This window comes from Acinetobacter sp. ANC 4862, from assembly GCF_004336635.1.
Taxonomy (GTDB): domain Bacteria; phylum Pseudomonadota; class Gammaproteobacteria; order Pseudomonadales; family Moraxellaceae; genus Acinetobacter.
Map to the genome: position 1 here is coordinate 37,449 of NZ_SJXH01000010.1, position 14,135 is coordinate 51,583.

Annotated in this window: 20 protein-coding genes; all 20 read right to left on the reverse strand. The window is 40.3% G+C overall.

What is annotated here, in order from left to right; all coding sequences use genetic code 11:
* Nucleotides 1-2: 2 nt before the first annotated feature.
* Nucleotides 3-389: a hypothetical protein gene (locus E0409_RS06480; RefSeq protein WP_131288972.1), complete on the reverse strand. Its 387-nt coding sequence runs from the start codon at nucleotides 387-389 to the stop codon at nucleotides 3-5.
* Nucleotides 389-1,348 (reverse strand): hypothetical protein, encoded by a 960-nt coding sequence (locus tag E0409_RS06485; RefSeq protein ID WP_131288974.1) that lies wholly within the window; start codon nucleotides 1,346-1,348, stop codon nucleotides 389-391. Before E0409_RS06485 ends, E0409_RS06480 begins: the two co-directional genes overlap by 1 nt.
* 54 nt (nucleotides 1,349-1,402) lie before the next feature.
* A complete protein-coding gene (locus E0409_RS06490; protein WP_131288976.1) occupies nucleotides 1,403-1,807 on the reverse strand; it encodes a hypothetical protein in 405 nt (134 codons plus the stop codon).
* A 60-nt stretch (nucleotides 1,808-1,867) separates the two neighbouring features.
* Nucleotides 1,868-3,073 carry a phage head morphogenesis protein gene (locus E0409_RS06495; protein ID WP_131288978.1) on the reverse strand — a complete coding sequence of 402 codons (1,206 nt, stop codon included), beginning with the start codon at nucleotides 3,071-3,073 and terminating at the stop codon, nucleotides 1,868-1,870.
* A gap of 2 nt (nucleotides 3,074-3,075) precedes the next feature.
* Nucleotides 3,076-4,554: a phage portal protein family protein gene (locus tag E0409_RS06500; protein WP_131288980.1), complete on the reverse strand. Its 1,479-nt coding sequence runs from the start codon at nucleotides 4,552-4,554 to the stop codon at nucleotides 3,076-3,078.
* Between the two features lie 10 nt (nucleotides 4,555-4,564).
* Nucleotides 4,565-6,241: a terminase large subunit gene (locus E0409_RS06505; RefSeq protein WP_131288982.1), complete on the reverse strand. Its 1,677-nt coding sequence runs from the start codon at nucleotides 6,239-6,241 to the stop codon at nucleotides 4,565-4,567.
* Nucleotides 6,238-6,729, reverse strand: coding sequence for a DUF2280 domain-containing protein (locus E0409_RS06510; RefSeq protein ID WP_131288984.1), 492 nt, complete (start codon nucleotides 6,727-6,729; stop codon nucleotides 6,238-6,240). The genes E0409_RS06505 and E0409_RS06510 overlap by 4 nt, the downstream gene beginning before the upstream one ends.
* A 60-nt stretch (nucleotides 6,730-6,789) precedes the next feature.
* Nucleotides 6,790-7,431, reverse strand: coding sequence for a putative metallopeptidase (locus E0409_RS06515; RefSeq protein WP_131288986.1), 642 nt, complete (start codon nucleotides 7,429-7,431; stop codon nucleotides 6,790-6,792).
* The gene (locus E0409_RS06520; RefSeq protein ID WP_131288988.1) at nucleotides 7,391-7,828 is read right to left on the reverse strand and encodes a hypothetical protein; all 438 of its coding nucleotides are present in this window, start codon (nucleotides 7,826-7,828) and stop codon (nucleotides 7,391-7,393) included. The genes E0409_RS06515 and E0409_RS06520 overlap by 41 nt, the downstream gene beginning before the upstream one ends.
* Before the next feature lie 52 nt (nucleotides 7,829-7,880).
* Nucleotides 7,881-8,108, reverse strand: coding sequence for a hypothetical protein (locus E0409_RS06525; protein WP_131288990.1), 228 nt, complete (start codon nucleotides 8,106-8,108; stop codon nucleotides 7,881-7,883).
* A 95-nt stretch (nucleotides 8,109-8,203) separates the two neighbouring features.
* A complete protein-coding gene (locus E0409_RS16475; protein ID WP_165541306.1) occupies nucleotides 8,204-8,377 on the reverse strand; it encodes a hypothetical protein in 174 nt (57 codons plus the stop codon).
* Nucleotides 8,378-9,757: 1,380 nt separating this feature from the next.
* Nucleotides 9,758-9,994, reverse strand: coding sequence for a hypothetical protein (locus E0409_RS06530; RefSeq protein WP_131288992.1), 237 nt, complete (start codon nucleotides 9,992-9,994; stop codon nucleotides 9,758-9,760).
* 157 nt (nucleotides 9,995-10,151) lie between these two features.
* Nucleotides 10,152-10,703: a hypothetical protein gene (locus tag E0409_RS06535; RefSeq protein ID WP_131288994.1), complete on the reverse strand. Its 552-nt coding sequence runs from the start codon at nucleotides 10,701-10,703 to the stop codon at nucleotides 10,152-10,154.
* Entirely contained in the window at nucleotides 10,700-11,110 is a 411-nt protein-coding gene (locus E0409_RS06540) for a DUF559 domain-containing protein (protein WP_131288996.1), read from the reverse strand. Before E0409_RS06540 ends, E0409_RS06535 begins: the two co-directional genes overlap by 4 nt.
* Complete coding sequence (locus E0409_RS16480) at nucleotides 11,110-11,274, reverse strand: hypothetical protein (protein WP_165541307.1); 165 nt, start codon at nucleotides 11,272-11,274, stop codon at nucleotides 11,110-11,112. The genes E0409_RS06540 and E0409_RS16480 overlap by 1 nt, the downstream gene beginning before the upstream one ends.
* Before the next feature lie 31 nt (nucleotides 11,275-11,305).
* Nucleotides 11,306-11,584 carry a hypothetical protein gene (locus tag E0409_RS06545; protein ID WP_131288998.1) on the reverse strand — a complete coding sequence of 93 codons (279 nt, stop codon included), beginning with the start codon at nucleotides 11,582-11,584 and terminating at the stop codon, nucleotides 11,306-11,308.
* 241 nt (nucleotides 11,585-11,825) lie between these two features.
* A complete protein-coding gene (locus tag E0409_RS06550) occupies nucleotides 11,826-12,104 on the reverse strand; it encodes a helix-turn-helix domain-containing protein (RefSeq protein WP_131289000.1) in 279 nt (92 codons plus the stop codon).
* On the reverse strand, nucleotides 12,101-12,472 hold the full coding sequence (locus E0409_RS06555; RefSeq protein WP_131289002.1) for a hypothetical protein: 372 nt from the start codon (nucleotides 12,470-12,472) through the stop codon (nucleotides 12,101-12,103). The genes E0409_RS06550 and E0409_RS06555 overlap by 4 nt, the downstream gene beginning before the upstream one ends.
* On the reverse strand, nucleotides 12,469-13,218 hold the full coding sequence (locus tag E0409_RS06560) for an ATP-binding protein (RefSeq protein WP_131289004.1): 750 nt from the start codon (nucleotides 13,216-13,218) through the stop codon (nucleotides 12,469-12,471). The genes E0409_RS06555 and E0409_RS06560 overlap by 4 nt, the downstream gene beginning before the upstream one ends.
* A complete protein-coding gene (locus E0409_RS06565; protein ID WP_131289006.1) occupies nucleotides 13,215-14,093 on the reverse strand; it encodes a replication protein in 879 nt (292 codons plus the stop codon). Before E0409_RS06565 ends, E0409_RS06560 begins: the two co-directional genes overlap by 4 nt.
* Between the last annotated feature and the right edge of the window lie 42 nt (nucleotides 14,094-14,135).

Sequence of the window (14,135 nt, forward strand, 5' to 3'; positions counted from 1 at the left end):
TCTTAGTTCCCCACAACTTTACGAAGTTCGATTTTATTTTTAAGTGCTTGAGCACGAACGGCGTCAATCTGTGTATTGGTTAAAGCAACTCCTTTTACCGTTACCAAAGCCACATCGAAAGGGCCTTGTACATAGATTGGCATTTCAAGATTATTCACAGCATGATAAGTAGACTGCTCTACAGTGAAATCACACACAGCAATTGCATTCCAATCACCAACCACACCTTCAGTCACAGTTGGGTGATCAGCTACGTTTGCAGCACTGACAACAAGTAAGTCACCTTGCTTATAAGCTGTTGCTGTTTTGACTTTGGCGTTCTCAGTACGAATACCATCGCCCACAACTAGCTGTTTACTTTCAATAGTTCCTGTAACTACCTGGCTCATTATTTAGCTCCTTGTTGCTGCGCTGCTGCAAATTGGTTGAATGCTTGATCTAAAGCCGAGCCCTGTGGAGCTTGACCACCCTGACCACCTGTTGCTTGATGGCTAAACAAATGTGCAAATGCAGGATTTACACCTGGTGTTTGTTGCTCTGGTGGTTTGGAAGCCGAAAATTGACGCAACTGTTTAGCCGAGAATGCAAATGCTGAATCATCAAGATTCTTCATTTCAGTGATATCTTCAGCGCTAAATTCTTTGCCGAGGTCTTTACCAAGTGCAGTGATTTCAGCTTCACGTTTTGCAGCAGCAAATTGTTTGTTTTGAGTTTTAAGCTCAGAGTTTTTAGTCTCAAGCTCTTTGATTCGGGCATTCGCCTGTTCTAATTCGGTCACGTTAGTGTCCTCTGGTTGATTAAAGTTTTTTGGAGAGTGACTGGCTGCCACTGCATTTGTATTGTCATCAGCACCTAAAGCACAAAAGGACACTTCACGGATACGCCCACCACGGAAAACCGCAACAGGCGCTTGGAATGTTCGACCATTCACAATGACCGAACCCTCTTTGACCTCTTCAACTGTGGTTGGGTAGATTCGAACTGACATTTGCCACGGAAAATCATCATCAGAATCTTGAGCGACTTGAGTGCCAAATTCATTTGAAAGTAAATTACCCTCAATTTTTAGACCTTCGGCATGGTTAACAGAATGAGAGTTGATTGCCCCAGCACGTTGACTGGTTCGATGTTCAAGTAGTGCAGGAATACGACCTTTGATTTGAATGGAATCAAGATCAAATACAACCTTGTCCCAATACCAATGATCAGTAATTGCTTCACCGCTGTAAGCAATACCCGAGAAGGTGCGTTTCTTTTTTCCATCTTCAGGCTTGTCTACACTGACTTGGCCTAATTGGAAGCAAAACTTGTCCTGCTCCTTTTTTTGCTTTTCATTTGGATCTGGCATTTTCATGCTCCATAAAAAAACCACCTTAATAGGTGGTCTTGAATGATTGTGTTTTTAAATACTTCGAATTAATGCCAACAATTTTTCTTCAGTTTCTTTGGTGTGATCATAGAACACTGAGTTCTCATTTTTAAGAGCTGAAACCAATGTATCGATGATTTTCAACTTATCTTCTAGTGGGTAATCTAGCTTAAGGATGGCTTCCGAGGAATTGTGTACTTCGCCTAATGCTCGACTACCATTTGTCGCATCTGGATTTATCGCTAAGGCATTCGAACCAAAATCACGTCCTAATGAATGACAACCATTTTCATCAACCTTTAAGGCACCTGTTAAAAATAAACGCAACTGCTGTTCTTCTTCCGCTGTTTCAACTGTTAAAGTGCGAATAAATTTGGGTAACTCAACACCTTCTTTAACTTCAGTAGGCATAATGCTTTCAAAACCTGATACACGCATTTTTATTTCCTTAATAAAAAAACCACCCCGAATGGAGTGGTCTAGATTCATTTTTAAAACTTAGTTAATTAATGCTTTCAACGTATAAACCATCTGCCCTTCAACTGCCTCAATAGAAACCACTTCAAACGACAGACCTATTGGAAATAAAACACCGTTACCCGCATTCAACATATCCAGATCAATACCAAAGCCTTTAGCATTCTCAACCTTGATCACAATATCTGAGGCTGTATCACTCATCAGTAACGGCGAATTAAGTTGAACTGTTTGACCTACTTCATAAGCTACGACCTGCTGAATGGTTGCGGATCCAACCACGGTTGAAGCTGTATTACTTGCCACAGCTTGAATCGCTTTCATGTCAGCAACTAACCATCGTTTCAAAACATCGTCAGCCAGTGAGCTTGTAGCTGAATTAAGGTAACCGGTTAATGCTGAATCATTGCCTTGAACATAATCCAAGAAAGTTCGAATCGCACTTGGTCTGATCTTTGGATCAAGTGGAATAACAGTATTGGCCACAGTATCAAACAGATCTCGAGTCTTGTCGTCCATTGGAGCAAATAGACTGGTCAGCTTTTTAGATGCAGTCCATTCAGCCTTAATGACCTCTTTCTGCTCGAGCAGATATTCCTTATCCAAGGATGAAGCACCGATCTTTTTATCAACCAGTGATTCAAGCTCACCAAACTGCAGAGGATGAGAACTCCAATCCAATGCTTCAGCAACTTCTGGCAGTTTGTCATCTGGCGTAATGCCGTATTTCAATGCTTCTTTTTCAGTTAATGCTATGCAACTGCACCGGCAACGGAAACCCGTGGGAGGATAATGTGTAAGCCAAAAAGGATCATCAATCGGCAATACAATTCGATTCAAAGCTAAATGTGCTGGACGTACACGACTATCATTGATAGCTGAATACATCAAATAAGGACGTTTAGCTTTATTTCGTTGCTGTTGTTGCCACCGACCATGACCATAGGCATTTTGAATATTTGTGCGAAACACATTGTCTAGGTAATGCTTTGGCAAAATGATTTCAGATTCAGCAATTAGGTCTTGAAAGTCTTTAAACGTGCCACCATCCGCAATCGATTTATTCACGGCCTTAATAACGGTTTCAATCTGCTCAAGACTTGATAAAAAGCTAACCGTAGTTGCCATCTGCCTAGTCTTTAGATCCATTGAGTAAAACTCATCAGGCAAGACGATCTTTTTGTTGTGAGCGTATTCTAGAGCTTCAAGAAACGTGACTGGTTGCATAACTACTCACCTTTACTTGATGTCGCATACCCCAACACGTCAGCAGCATACAAAGCCTGATCTAAATTGGCTGTGAATTGCGATTGAGTTGCACCTGGTATTAATTGCGACAAATTAAATATCAAAGCTTCAGGACTATCTGATTCAGCAACCAGTTGTTTAATCTGTTCAGTATCCAATAACTGTAAATCATCTTGGCCATCCGTTAATTCTTCAACTTCTTGCTGTGCTGCAGATAACTTGTTGGCAGATGCCTTAAAGTTGAATGCTGTTTTAGGTAATGCTGTGAATTGAGTGTTTGCTGTAATCGATTCGGCACGTACTTTAAAATGCTCAGGTTTAAGCCCGTATGTCTCAACAATGTATTGATCATTAAACTCAACACCAAGTGTTTTAAGTTTTAGATCTCGCTCAACCACTTTGATATTTAAATCTTGCTCACCACCCAAAATAATGGTGTGCTTTTCAAAGCCATTGAGCAGGCAGAGCGCATTAATAATGTCTTGAATGACTGGTGTAATCATCCTTAAATCGGAGTTACGTTTATCCAAACGCACTTCATTATGGACTTCGCCTAATGCTTTGCTACCACCGCCGCCATCATTACCAGATGTCAGTGTTTGCCCCAGTACGACTTTTTGCACTCGCTTGGTCATCACATTATCAAATGCTTCAAATGCTGACGAGCCAGCACCTGAGAAGTTTGTGCCGACGGTATTTATGTCATCCTCAGAACCAATAGAGATAACAGATTGAGAATGAGCATTCAGCAAGGCACTAGTCATTGCATCAATATCTGCTTGAACGCGGTTATTGCCGCCAACTTTACCAACCAGCAATGGTGAGCCAAAACGCTCTAAAAACTTGACCCAAAACTTGGTTGAATTAGTTTTAAAGAACCAAATCCAGTAAAGCTTTGAAAGTAATGGATCTCCATAAGGCTGTTTGTAAGAAGGCTTGCGTCGAGTTAAAAAGAACTTTAATGGATAGGTTTTAAATACATTAATTTCGGTATTAGATTGAGGCTTCCTAAAAATTAAAGCACCTGTATTTTTCGGCTCAAACCACTCCATAGGTTTGGTACCAATTTCAGCAATCGAGAACCGATTATTTTCATCAATAAAATAATTGGCTTCCATTACTGAATAACCGTATGGGCAGGCATCCCATGCACCCGTTACAATCTCGAAGTGCCAACGGGTAAACAACTCTTTTAAAAATATAGTTTGATCACCATGATCCTCAACAAATCGCCACGGCGCATTTAAGACTGCATCTAAACGAGTTTCCATGGCCTGAGAGATTTCATCATCAGCCATCAAAACTGATAGACGTTGACGCGACACACCAGCTTGCTTCAATACCTCATCAATGTCAGCAGCACGACCCATTGCAAATGAAAGTGTTTCAACCGCAACTTCCGACATTAAGCCTGCTGATTTTGGCTTAGTATCTTTTTGCTTGTTTTTAGATTTTGCCATTTTAAAAACCTTAATAAGTTCGTGAACCACCCCCACCCGGTCTAACTCGTGCAGGCCCTTTAATATCGCTGAAACAGATCATCACGCCATCTGCTCTATTGGGAGATAGCGCACCATCGGGTTGCTTGTTGACTAAAATCTTACCGGCACCATTTTTGGTGTAAGTTGGTTGCGATAGCTCGCGTTTTAATTGCTCAAGCTCTCGCTTATCAACATCTTGAGTGGATAATGAAATTAGATTGTCTGGATCAAACTTCATACCTTGAATCGCACGATATGTATTTTGGAATCGGATACGTAAAGACCACCACATTTGAGCTTTAAGATTTGCAAAGAAATCAATATTTTTACGTGCTTCAACCATCTCTTGATCAGGATTATGTACAGCACCTGAACCACGGAATGGATCTGCTTGGATTTCAGTAATGCCTTTGGTTGTGTTTTGCTCATTAATGACACGAGCATCACCACGTACACCTGCACCAAGGCCATCAGCATCGTAATAAAACATATTGAGTTTATGGTCTAAGCAAAGATCAATCGCTTTTTGAGTGGTTCCAAAGATGTCGTCACCAACGCCCGACCATGTCTCCAGATACTGCAATACAATGCCATGACGTTCAGCAAATGAGTTTTTATCCTTGCCTTCATCTGCCACATCAAGCGCACCCATTCGCTCACCTGATGGCTGAATGTTTAGCTTAAGATGAGAATCAACAGCAGCCTGCACCCATGCTGATGGAATCAATACACCCTCAACCGATGCAGCGTAATCAATATCAACTTCTTGGGCTAAAACAATGTCATCCAGTGTTGCGAGTTGCTTCTCATACCATGGATGAATCAATTTCCCATTGAATGTAACAGTCCAGTTTTTATCTGGATTGTCGCGCCATGCCATGGTGAATACTGCGTAGCGACCACTAAAACGATCCTGGTGAAACTTATCACCAATACCGTTTGGAGTTGAACCTTTGATGTGTACGTTGGTGTTTTGAGAGATTGCCGCATCTACAGCTTCCTGTCTTTCCACAAATGCCCATTCATCAAGAAAGTACATTGTGGTACGACCACCACGACCAATGTTATCTCCTGCTTCACCGGTGACCGTTGCACCATTATCAGGGTTGATAATACGCATGTAGTTGTCATGAACCTTCTCGACAAAGCTTTTAGGCTTCATCCAATTAGGCATTTTTGAGAACATGTCACGAAACTTGTGAAGTAGTGTTTTTGGATCACCTTTCTTATCAACCAGATCTTCTTTACGACTACCCACACCACCTGCAAAGCCTTCGACAAAAAGCCATCGATGCAGGTAAAAACCCAGAACAACATAACTCATGCCTTCATCACGGCTTTTTTCAATCAAACCATGTGTTTGTGTGCTCTCGCGCTCAAGCAGCCAATTTACAAGATCAACCTGACCTGGACGCAATACAAAAGGAATGTTTGCAGGTAAACCAAACGGCATACCTCGCGGATCGTAAGTCCATACCCAATGATTAAACCAATGGATAGGATCTTTACTGCATTTATATATTTCAGCCTGTTTACTTAGCTCATTTTGCTCAATCAGCATTCTGTAGTAATAACGCCTTGTCATCTCTTCAACGACTTCAGGTAGACGTGTGTTAATCGTCCACTCTTTAATTAGTGGCGCTATATCTTCAATTGCATAAGTCATAACTTGCCATTAATTGCCAAACGTGAAAGCTCTTGCGCGGTCATGCCTGCAAGTTGCTCTGGTGTGTATTGGGGTGGGTTTTTAGTTTCCTGTTGAATAGGACCGCCATCTTTACCAGTGATTTCCTGTTTAGTCACACGACCATCAGTTTCTTGGAATGCTTGCTTCAATAAATTCTGCTTGGCTCGTTTATTTTTGCCGGAGTCTTCATACATGTTTTGAAGTTCACGTAAACGGAAAGCTTTATTCGCAATCGCAATATCTTCAATATTTTTTCGAAAATCGTTGCGAGATTGTTCAAATAAGTCCTTTAATTTTTTACTTAGATTACGTCCAGCAAATTTTGTTGGGTCGTAATTTTCACATTGCCTACGATCAATCTCGATACCAAATCTTTGCATGACAGCATCAGCCACTTGTTGAGGTGTTTCAAAGCATGCAAGAGACTGAACTATAAACATTTTTACAGGCTCTTTAAGTGCTGCCATAAAATCACCTTTGTCATGCTACGTCATGCAAGATAGGCAAAAAAATAGAGCCTTTCAGCTCTAACCAATCACACAGTTCCCACAACAAGCAGCAATATTAGTTTCTGATACGAATGGAGCATTCTTGGCAATTTCTAAAAGTCGTTTTACTGACTCATCAGCACCCCATCGTTTAGTTTCACCAAAGAACACTTCCACATCATGGCCAGCCAAATAATGTTTTGGTAGACCGGTCATATCGCTATAAATAATCTCGCCATCTGCATCACGTTCAACACCGATGTGATAAAGCTCATGTTCAATCAAACGACAAAACTCACGATCTGAAGTTTGTTCGCAAAATGCCGCGTCCACAGTGATTAGGTATTGAGGCACAAAGCCAAACCAATCACGCATTTGTTGTTCTTGTCGTGCTTTCTTCCATCCACCCTGATTAAACATGACCTTTTCACATTGACCAAGCACCATTCGTTTTTTAGCTACGGCGGCAGATGATGCCCAAGCGAATGCAAGAAACTCTTCATTGTCATGCAGTAACTCAGCAATATGATCGTGATCCGGGTTATGGAGTTCACCACCAATGGTTAGCCAGTTTTTAATAACCCATTCTTTTAGATCCACGGCGGGTACCAAGCGGATCGCTTCTTCTTCCTCAGCCTGATCAATCAGATCTGTCGGCGGGAATGGTCTGAACTGGTCCATAAGATGCCTTTAAATTTCTGAGCCATTTAGTTACCCGGCCCATGTTTATGTCGCCGGTTTCAAAGCGGATATACTGATATCCCATTTCTTCAGCATGGCCATACCTGTCAATACTCCAAGCCTTTGTAGCGAGACGACCTTTACGACCACCTGACCATGGACCACTAGCGATTTCAATCAACATTCGATACTCAATCAAATGGAAATCAAAACGCCAATGCTTGGTGCTTTTGAAGTGAAAATATTCTTCATACTTAATTTCCATGCGATCAAGGATTTCTTTAAGTCGATCGAAGGCTTCTAGGTATTTTTCACTTGGTTTAGGTAGTGATCTGGTACGTGGTTTTGTTTTAATTGGCGATTTATCTGTTAAGGCTTTGTATTTATCCAGTTCCATAACCATCACCCAATAAAAAACCTCCCGGAGGAGGTTGCAATAAATTATCTTACTACGGCACACAAAAACTTAACCAATCACTTTTCATTCCCTCTAAGGCTTTGGAATCTAACCTTTCGCATGAATATAAGTAATAAGTAATATTTGAATCTTCAATTATATTGCGATAATGCTCGACAGCAGCAACCTCAATATTCTCAGGTTTATACCAGTCCGGCCAAAGCCTTTCATTAAACTGATACTCGCCATACTCATCTTTATTGGCAATCCAAACACCCATATCACCAAATCCTTAATTATTAAAACCAAGTTCATGATATACCAATAATTATACTACCTGCTCACATTAATAATATAGTTTCAAATCATCTAGCATCAGGCATGCAGAATCGTACGTAAATTTTTAATACGTTCTTTAAGCCCAATCATGATTTCATCAATCGCCATCAACTGGTGACGCTTTAAACCTGAACGACTTAAACTTTGATATATCGCAAGTTCATCACAACAGAACTGCAAATCTTTTTTAGCTTGTACACGATCTGTCATGGTCACCACTGATAAGAAAAGAAAAACCCCACCAATAATGCATATTGAGCGGGGTTTTATGTGCCGTAATACGTCCGGCAAGTTTGGATAATATATTAATAAAAAAAACCTGCTTAACTCTCCCAAGTTAAACAGGCTCATGTCATGCCTAAAAATCTATTTACTTGTTTTTATGTGCAAACATCCTAGCAGATGATTTGTGCATCTGAATGTAATTATTTGTTTAACATATCTAATATTTGGCTTAATAAATAATCACTTAACTTCTTTTAGGCAATCCCGACACACTTTGATTTCTTCATCATCAGCCGTGTATTCAATTTCAGTCGCACCATGAAAGCCAAATAAACACATTAAGAAACGGAACATGCTTTTCTCCATGCAAAAAAAAGCCCACTCAAGGAAAGATGATGTGGGCCTATAAACTAAGGACCTTAAAAGGTCATTCAGAAACTACAGCTAGTTTCTGTTTGCTATTTTGTACACTAATCAAATAATTTTCAGTGGCATAATGTACCAAAAGAAAAAATAATGTTAATTGAATCAAACTATTAGGAAAACTTAATTAATGATTTATTAAATATTAAAAAAGCTCACCATTCCGTTCATCTGCTCGATATGGTCCCTTCATTTGTGAAGGTACCGTCAGCAGGGTAAATGTCTTTTTATAATTTAATTCCCGTGAATTATAGGGAATTAGAATCTGGGTGCCCCGATATTGCTTACACAAAAAACATTTCTCGGGGCATTAAAAATGCTCACATTTCTGTAAGCATTTGTGGTAATTCTCGTCTTTCCGAGTGTCAATCGATTCGCTCAGTTAGATGATCTATAACCTCATCTAACCTAATGGAAAAATTACTCGATATTTGCTATTCAATCAAACAGTTTATTTCGTAATTTTTTGATAAATATCACGTTTAATTCACAACTGATCTGATTTTGAATTGATCACCACAGAAGTCCTATGCTGTGGTCCATAGCTACTCCCTACTTTGATTGCCACTGAATAGGCACAGTACTAATCAATTTTCGGTTTCGTTGTCATTTTAAGGCGGGACATCACTCCCAATCAGATAATCACTTTCCTGCATATCCTATTCATGCTCGATGAACTGCATGGGTTGTATCCTCTTTCGTGGGATCTAAACGTGCTTGCTCAAACAGTCTTTATCTAATTAGCAAACTTTTGAAACTGGGCATGACTTTTCTCCTGGTATTAAAAAAGCCCACCTATTACTAAGTGAGCTTCTTTCTAACCATTTGCGCTGAATTAGAACTATTGTTTAAAAACAATACACCTTTAATAACATGGTTACTGTTCAATAAGCAACAAAAAGCCCGATCAAATGACCGAGCTTTCTTTGATATATCAATCTATTATTTTGAACACTTCACTTCAAACTGGTATTCGTCTTGGGTAACTTTAATTTTAATATTTTTATATTTTCGTTTGTTTGGATCCATTGCTGAGCCTGCTACTTCTTCAAAAAAACTGCGATTATTCATTAGGTCGCCATATGCTTTATAACCTAACAAAATCTTTTCAGGTTTTTTGCCGTTAACTGCTAACTCACTAAGAGTATCATCTAATTTCTTGACAGTTAGAATTGCCATTTCTATTAAAGCTCAAAAGAAAAAAGTTATTATCCTTTATTTACATGAACAAACAATGTCAAAAAAGCCCACCTTTCGATGAGCTTTAATATTTGGTCAAACCGTAATACGACCAGTATAGTAAAACTATACCTTAGTCTTCGCTAAAACGAAATACCTATGCTCGCATTTCTTTGTAAGTATTTTTCTTATACAACTCAATAGCCTTGGATGCCTCATCAATAGCAGATTCAATAGCAAGTACCATTAGTTTCTCATAACCCTTCCACGTCATACGATAGGTATCTACACCCATCTGATTACCACTAATGCCTGCATAAGCCAAACGACCCTTGGCAGTGTAGTTATCCTCTAAATCTGGATCTAAAGCAAAATCCATAACCATTCGTGCAATCTGCCATGCCAAGTGATACATAGCGATATGTTCAGGCTCACGTTTCTTGTCTTCTGTTGCATTGGCCAACATAATTTTAGCCAGGTGATTACGCACATACTCATAATCACTTTCCGACTTACCATCAAATACAATCAAAGCTGTCACTGATTTGGCTAATTGCGTATCCATTGAAGCAATAGCACCCAAACGATCTTCATAATTCAATGGCTTTTCCCCCGTACCACGAACACTCGGTTCATAATTGGCTGTCTTAGCGCTAATGCCATGAGTCAACCATTCAAATTGTTCAAACTTATCCACTGCTGCATTCATCCCAAATCCCCTACCATCTTCTCAATCTGCTTTATCGCTAAACCTGACTTCACTTGCTCTGTACTAAACCGTATTACCTGATAACCCATCATTGTTGCTGAGTTATATTTTTCCATATCCCCAATGTATCCCTTACCCCTTGTATGCCTCCCACCACTCCAGATCCCACCTTCAACCTCAACCAAAATCCTCTTTTCTACCAGGTGGAAGTCAGCCCTCCATTTCCGTTTTGGGTGAAACTTAAATTCCTGCTCAAATTCGATTTTTAGCGCTTTAAGCTGAAGGCTCAGTATTGCCTCACCTTCACTAATAACCTTTTCACCTTTGACCTTCTTAGGTCGTTTAGTGGCAGTCTTTCGACCACCGCCATACTGTTCGCGATATTCAGTGAGCGAGATGCTGGTCATTAGTCACCTGCAACCAACTTGAACACTAGAACCACCACAATGATTGAAATTGAGAATCCAATACCAAAAGAAAAACCTCGGTTCATCCACTCCATGACGGCAATATTGTTGAATCCACCAGTTGCCCACTTCCAAAAAAATTTGACTGCAAATAACAAGGCCATGCTAAGCAAAATGCAAATTAGAAAATCTTTGTTATTCACGCTCACCTCGCAGGGCTTTTTCCAAAATCCTCACACCCATATCAACGCCTTCCGACTGGCATATTTGAGCAGGGTCTTCATAGCCATCAATGTCCTTACTCAACATTAGAGAGAGTTGTTGCATTTCGAATAAAGCCCCATCAATCCGCTTTTGCAGTTCATCAATCTTGGCTTGTTGGTGCTTCCATGCTTGTTGAGCGCAATACTCCTCTGATCCTAAAACAACGTCCGAAGCAACATAGTCTTGCCAGTACTTTTGAAATTCACTCATCTCTCACTCACCTCAGTCAAAGGGCTAATGTGATTGCGGATGTCAGAGCATGTGTCTGTACGCTCATGGTCAGCAATTGCGGTGCGGAGGTCACTCAATAGATAACTTGAATGACCTGTCATGTTTGGAAATGAAATAATGTGATGATGATATTGGTCTCTGGTAATCCAATAATTAGCCCACTCAGGCGCCCCACCCACAATCGCCTTACACTTTTCCAATCCCAATTTTTCGATTAAGTTCATGCTGCCACCCCAAATAATTGTTTTGCTTTTTCAGTAGCTTTAAGACTTACAGGTCTTTTGCTATTGGTTTCTAAATAACCCGCAGCAATCAACTGACGCACAAAAGTTCCACTGGCAGAACTGCTAATACCAATCCACCCTTGAACCTCTTTCATACTGGTTCGACCACGCTTATTGATGATGTTTTTCAACACAAGAATCATTCTTTCGCCATGCTTGACTGCATACTTGGAGTTAAAGCAATCCACGGTTTTGTTATCTAATGGGTGTTTCATGCGGCACCTCGCAAAGTTTTTTTAATCTCAGAAATGCAGTATCGAATTGCAAAAACTCGTTCCGATTTTCCGTTTTTCTTGTTTTGCTCTAATGCAAATTCAAGTTGATTAATTAAACTTTCAGAAGATGTTTTTAGCTTTCCATTTTCTTGCTTCGCCTCATAAAGCTCCTGAGCCAAACGATCCATTTCTAAAATAGCTTGTTCTCTGGTGAGCTCTTGATCTGCGAAACATTTTCCATCTGCATGACAAAATCCATCTGCACCACAGTACGGATTACCACCTTTGCATCTCATTACAGCATCAGCCCACACATTATGATTTTTGCTTAATAAGTCATGCTCACAAGGAATTTTGATAGCCTTCACACCCCACCTCCTAAACGCTGATCACCCCAATTGCACTCAACTACTGTCAAGCCACCTTGCTGGAATCGCGACCAAAGACGGTCACCCAAATCCTTTTGAAGTTCAGCCAATGTAAAATTTGAAATCAGCATGGTTGGTTTCATTGCGTCATAACGTGCGTATAAAACCTTGTGAACAAGTTCCAGGCGCTTATCCCGGTCATGCAATCCGTACTCATCCAGAATCAATAAATCGTATTGAGTGAATTCATAGATCACCGATCTTTCACTTGCATCCTTGGTGTCCTTATCCCAAGCTCGCATGATTTTTTGGGCCATCTCTTCGCTTGTGATATAGCGAACGTACATGCCCTTGTTGAGCAATGTGCGAGCTGTAGCGCAACTCAAATGGGTTTTCCCTACGCCAGTCTTACCAACCATGACAAAGTTGTTTTTAGCGCCAATCAGGATGTTTTTAGCGTATGAGATTGATTGATTAAGTGAGTTTTTCTGTCCTGCATGCTGAACGATGTAATTTTTAAAACCTGATTCAGCATGACGTTCTGGGAGCATGGCACCTGCAAAATGCTTTTCACGTACCATCTGGTCGATTTCTTTCTGGCGGTTTTTGTTTTGAGATTCCACTAGATCTATAGCGCATTGCGGGCAAATCTGATTTGGACCTGCTTGAACCTTTGCCATGTTGTGTTCAGCGCAAAATGCTTCAACCTTCTGAAATCCATCTGTGAGCAAAGCCATGGTATTCATACAAAATCCTCCGGTATCTCAACGGATGCTATCTCTCCTTGGAATTCGGGAATGTTGTTCCATGCATCGTTGACGTTCAGGTTGGGTTTTGTTTGAGCTTTTGGCTTGTAACCACGTTTGACCCATTTCACAAAGTTTGAGTACATCTGGTTTGAAGTAACCGAACCTGTTTTCAAACGTGGTTCGTAGTGAGCATTCACCTCAAGTAAAATTTGATTGACACATTCCTGAGTCATTGCCATTTCACCTGATTGCTGCAACCAAGAATTCAAAGAATGGAGATCAGGTGTCCAGAGATTTAAAACTGCATCGACTGAATTTTCTTGGGCGATTTCCTCTTTAAAGTTTTCTTTAATATTTTCTTTAAATGTTTCTTTAATAGTGCCCCGTTCAACGGTACTGGTGTAGTCCCCTTTGGCGGTACTAGTCCCGTCCTGTTTCGTGGTACTAGTCCCATCACCTTTAGCGGTACTACCTTTTAACGGTACTAGTCCCTTTTCACGGTACTGGTCAGGAGTGAAGAAATATTCATTTAAACAACCGAGTTTTCGCTCAACTTTGATTAAACAAACTTCTTCCAAATCACGGATACAAGACATCACTGTGTCGCGTTTTTTAATGCCACAGTATTTTTGAAATTGAGTAATAGCGATGGGGTGAGATGCACGATCAAAACCAGATGTTTGACGTACTATGAACATAAGACATTTGAAGGCTTTATCATTCAACTGAGACATGATTAAGTCATCAATTAAAGCATTAGGCGTTCTTGTGTAGCGCTCTTCCTTTTTCGACATACTTTGTCGCTCATTTCTTGGAAAATGAACCAAGTCGCCTTGCGACTCTGGTGGTTCATGTGCTAAATTTGATTTCATATTCATTCCCTTCATAGTTTGAATTGTTAAAAGCCTGACCTT

Bases quoted from the DNA above. Each gene is read 5' to 3' on its own strand.
- E0409_RS06515 (WP_131288986.1), bottom strand. From the start codon at position 7,431: ATGGACCAGTTCAGACCATTCCCGCCGACAGATCTGATTGATCAGGCT.
- E0409_RS06500 (WP_131288980.1), bottom strand. From the start codon at position 4,554: ATGGCAAAATCTAAAAACAAGCAAAAAGATACTAAGCCAAAATCAGCA.
- E0409_RS06560 (WP_131289004.1), bottom strand. From the start codon at position 13,218: ATGAATACCATGGCTTTGCTCACAGATGGATTTCAGAAGGTTGAAGCA.
- E0409_RS06485 (WP_131288974.1), bottom strand. From the start codon at position 1,348: ATGCCAGATCCAAATGAAAAGCAAAAAAAGGAGCAGGACAAGTTTTGC.
- E0409_RS16475 (WP_165541306.1), bottom strand. From the start codon at position 8,377: ATGACAGATCGTGTACAAGCTAAAAAAGATTTGCAGTTCTGTTGTGAT.
- E0409_RS06550 (WP_131289000.1), bottom strand. From the start codon at position 12,104: ATGAAACACCCATTAGATAACAAAACCGTGGATTGCTTTAACTCCAAG.
- E0409_RS06545 (WP_131288998.1), bottom strand. From the start codon at position 11,584: ATGAGTGAATTTCAAAAGTACTGGCAAGACTATGTTGCTTCGGACGTT.
- E0409_RS06525 (WP_131288990.1), bottom strand. From the start codon at position 8,108: ATGGGTGTTTGGATTGCCAATAAAGATGAGTATGGCGAGTATCAGTTT.
- E0409_RS06510 (WP_131288984.1), bottom strand. From the start codon at position 6,729: ATGGCAGCACTTAAAGAGCCTGTAAAAATGTTTATAGTTCAGTCTCTT.
- E0409_RS06505 (WP_131288982.1), bottom strand. From the start codon at position 6,241: ATGACTTATGCAATTGAAGATATAGCGCCACTAATTAAAGAGTGGACG.
- E0409_RS06540 (WP_131288996.1), bottom strand. From the start codon at position 11,110: ATGACCAGCATCTCGCTCACTGAATATCGCGAACAGTATGGCGGTGGT.
- E0409_RS06530 (WP_131288992.1), bottom strand. From the start codon at position 9,994: ATGGCAATTCTAACTGTCAAGAAATTAGATGATACTCTTAGTGAGTTA.
- E0409_RS06490 (WP_131288976.1), bottom strand. From the start codon at position 1,807: ATGCGTGTATCAGGTTTTGAAAGCATTATGCCTACTGAAGTTAAAGAA.
- E0409_RS16480 (WP_165541307.1), bottom strand. From the start codon at position 11,274: ATGGCCTTGTTATTTGCAGTCAAATTTTTTTGGAAGTGGGCAACTGGT.
- E0409_RS06495 (WP_131288978.1), bottom strand. From the start codon at position 3,073: ATGCAACCAGTCACGTTTCTTGAAGCTCTAGAATACGCTCACAACAAA.
- E0409_RS06565 (WP_131289006.1), bottom strand. From the start codon at position 14,093: ATGAAATCAAATTTAGCACATGAACCACCAGAGTCGCAAGGCGACTTG.
- E0409_RS06520 (WP_131288988.1), bottom strand. From the start codon at position 7,828: ATGGAACTGGATAAATACAAAGCCTTAACAGATAAATCGCCAATTAAA.
- E0409_RS06480 (WP_131288972.1), bottom strand. From the start codon at position 389: ATGAGCCAGGTAGTTACAGGAACTATTGAAAGTAAACAGCTAGTTGTG.
- E0409_RS06535 (WP_131288994.1), bottom strand. From the start codon at position 10,703: ATGAATGCAGCAGTGGATAAGTTTGAACAATTTGAATGGTTGACTCAT.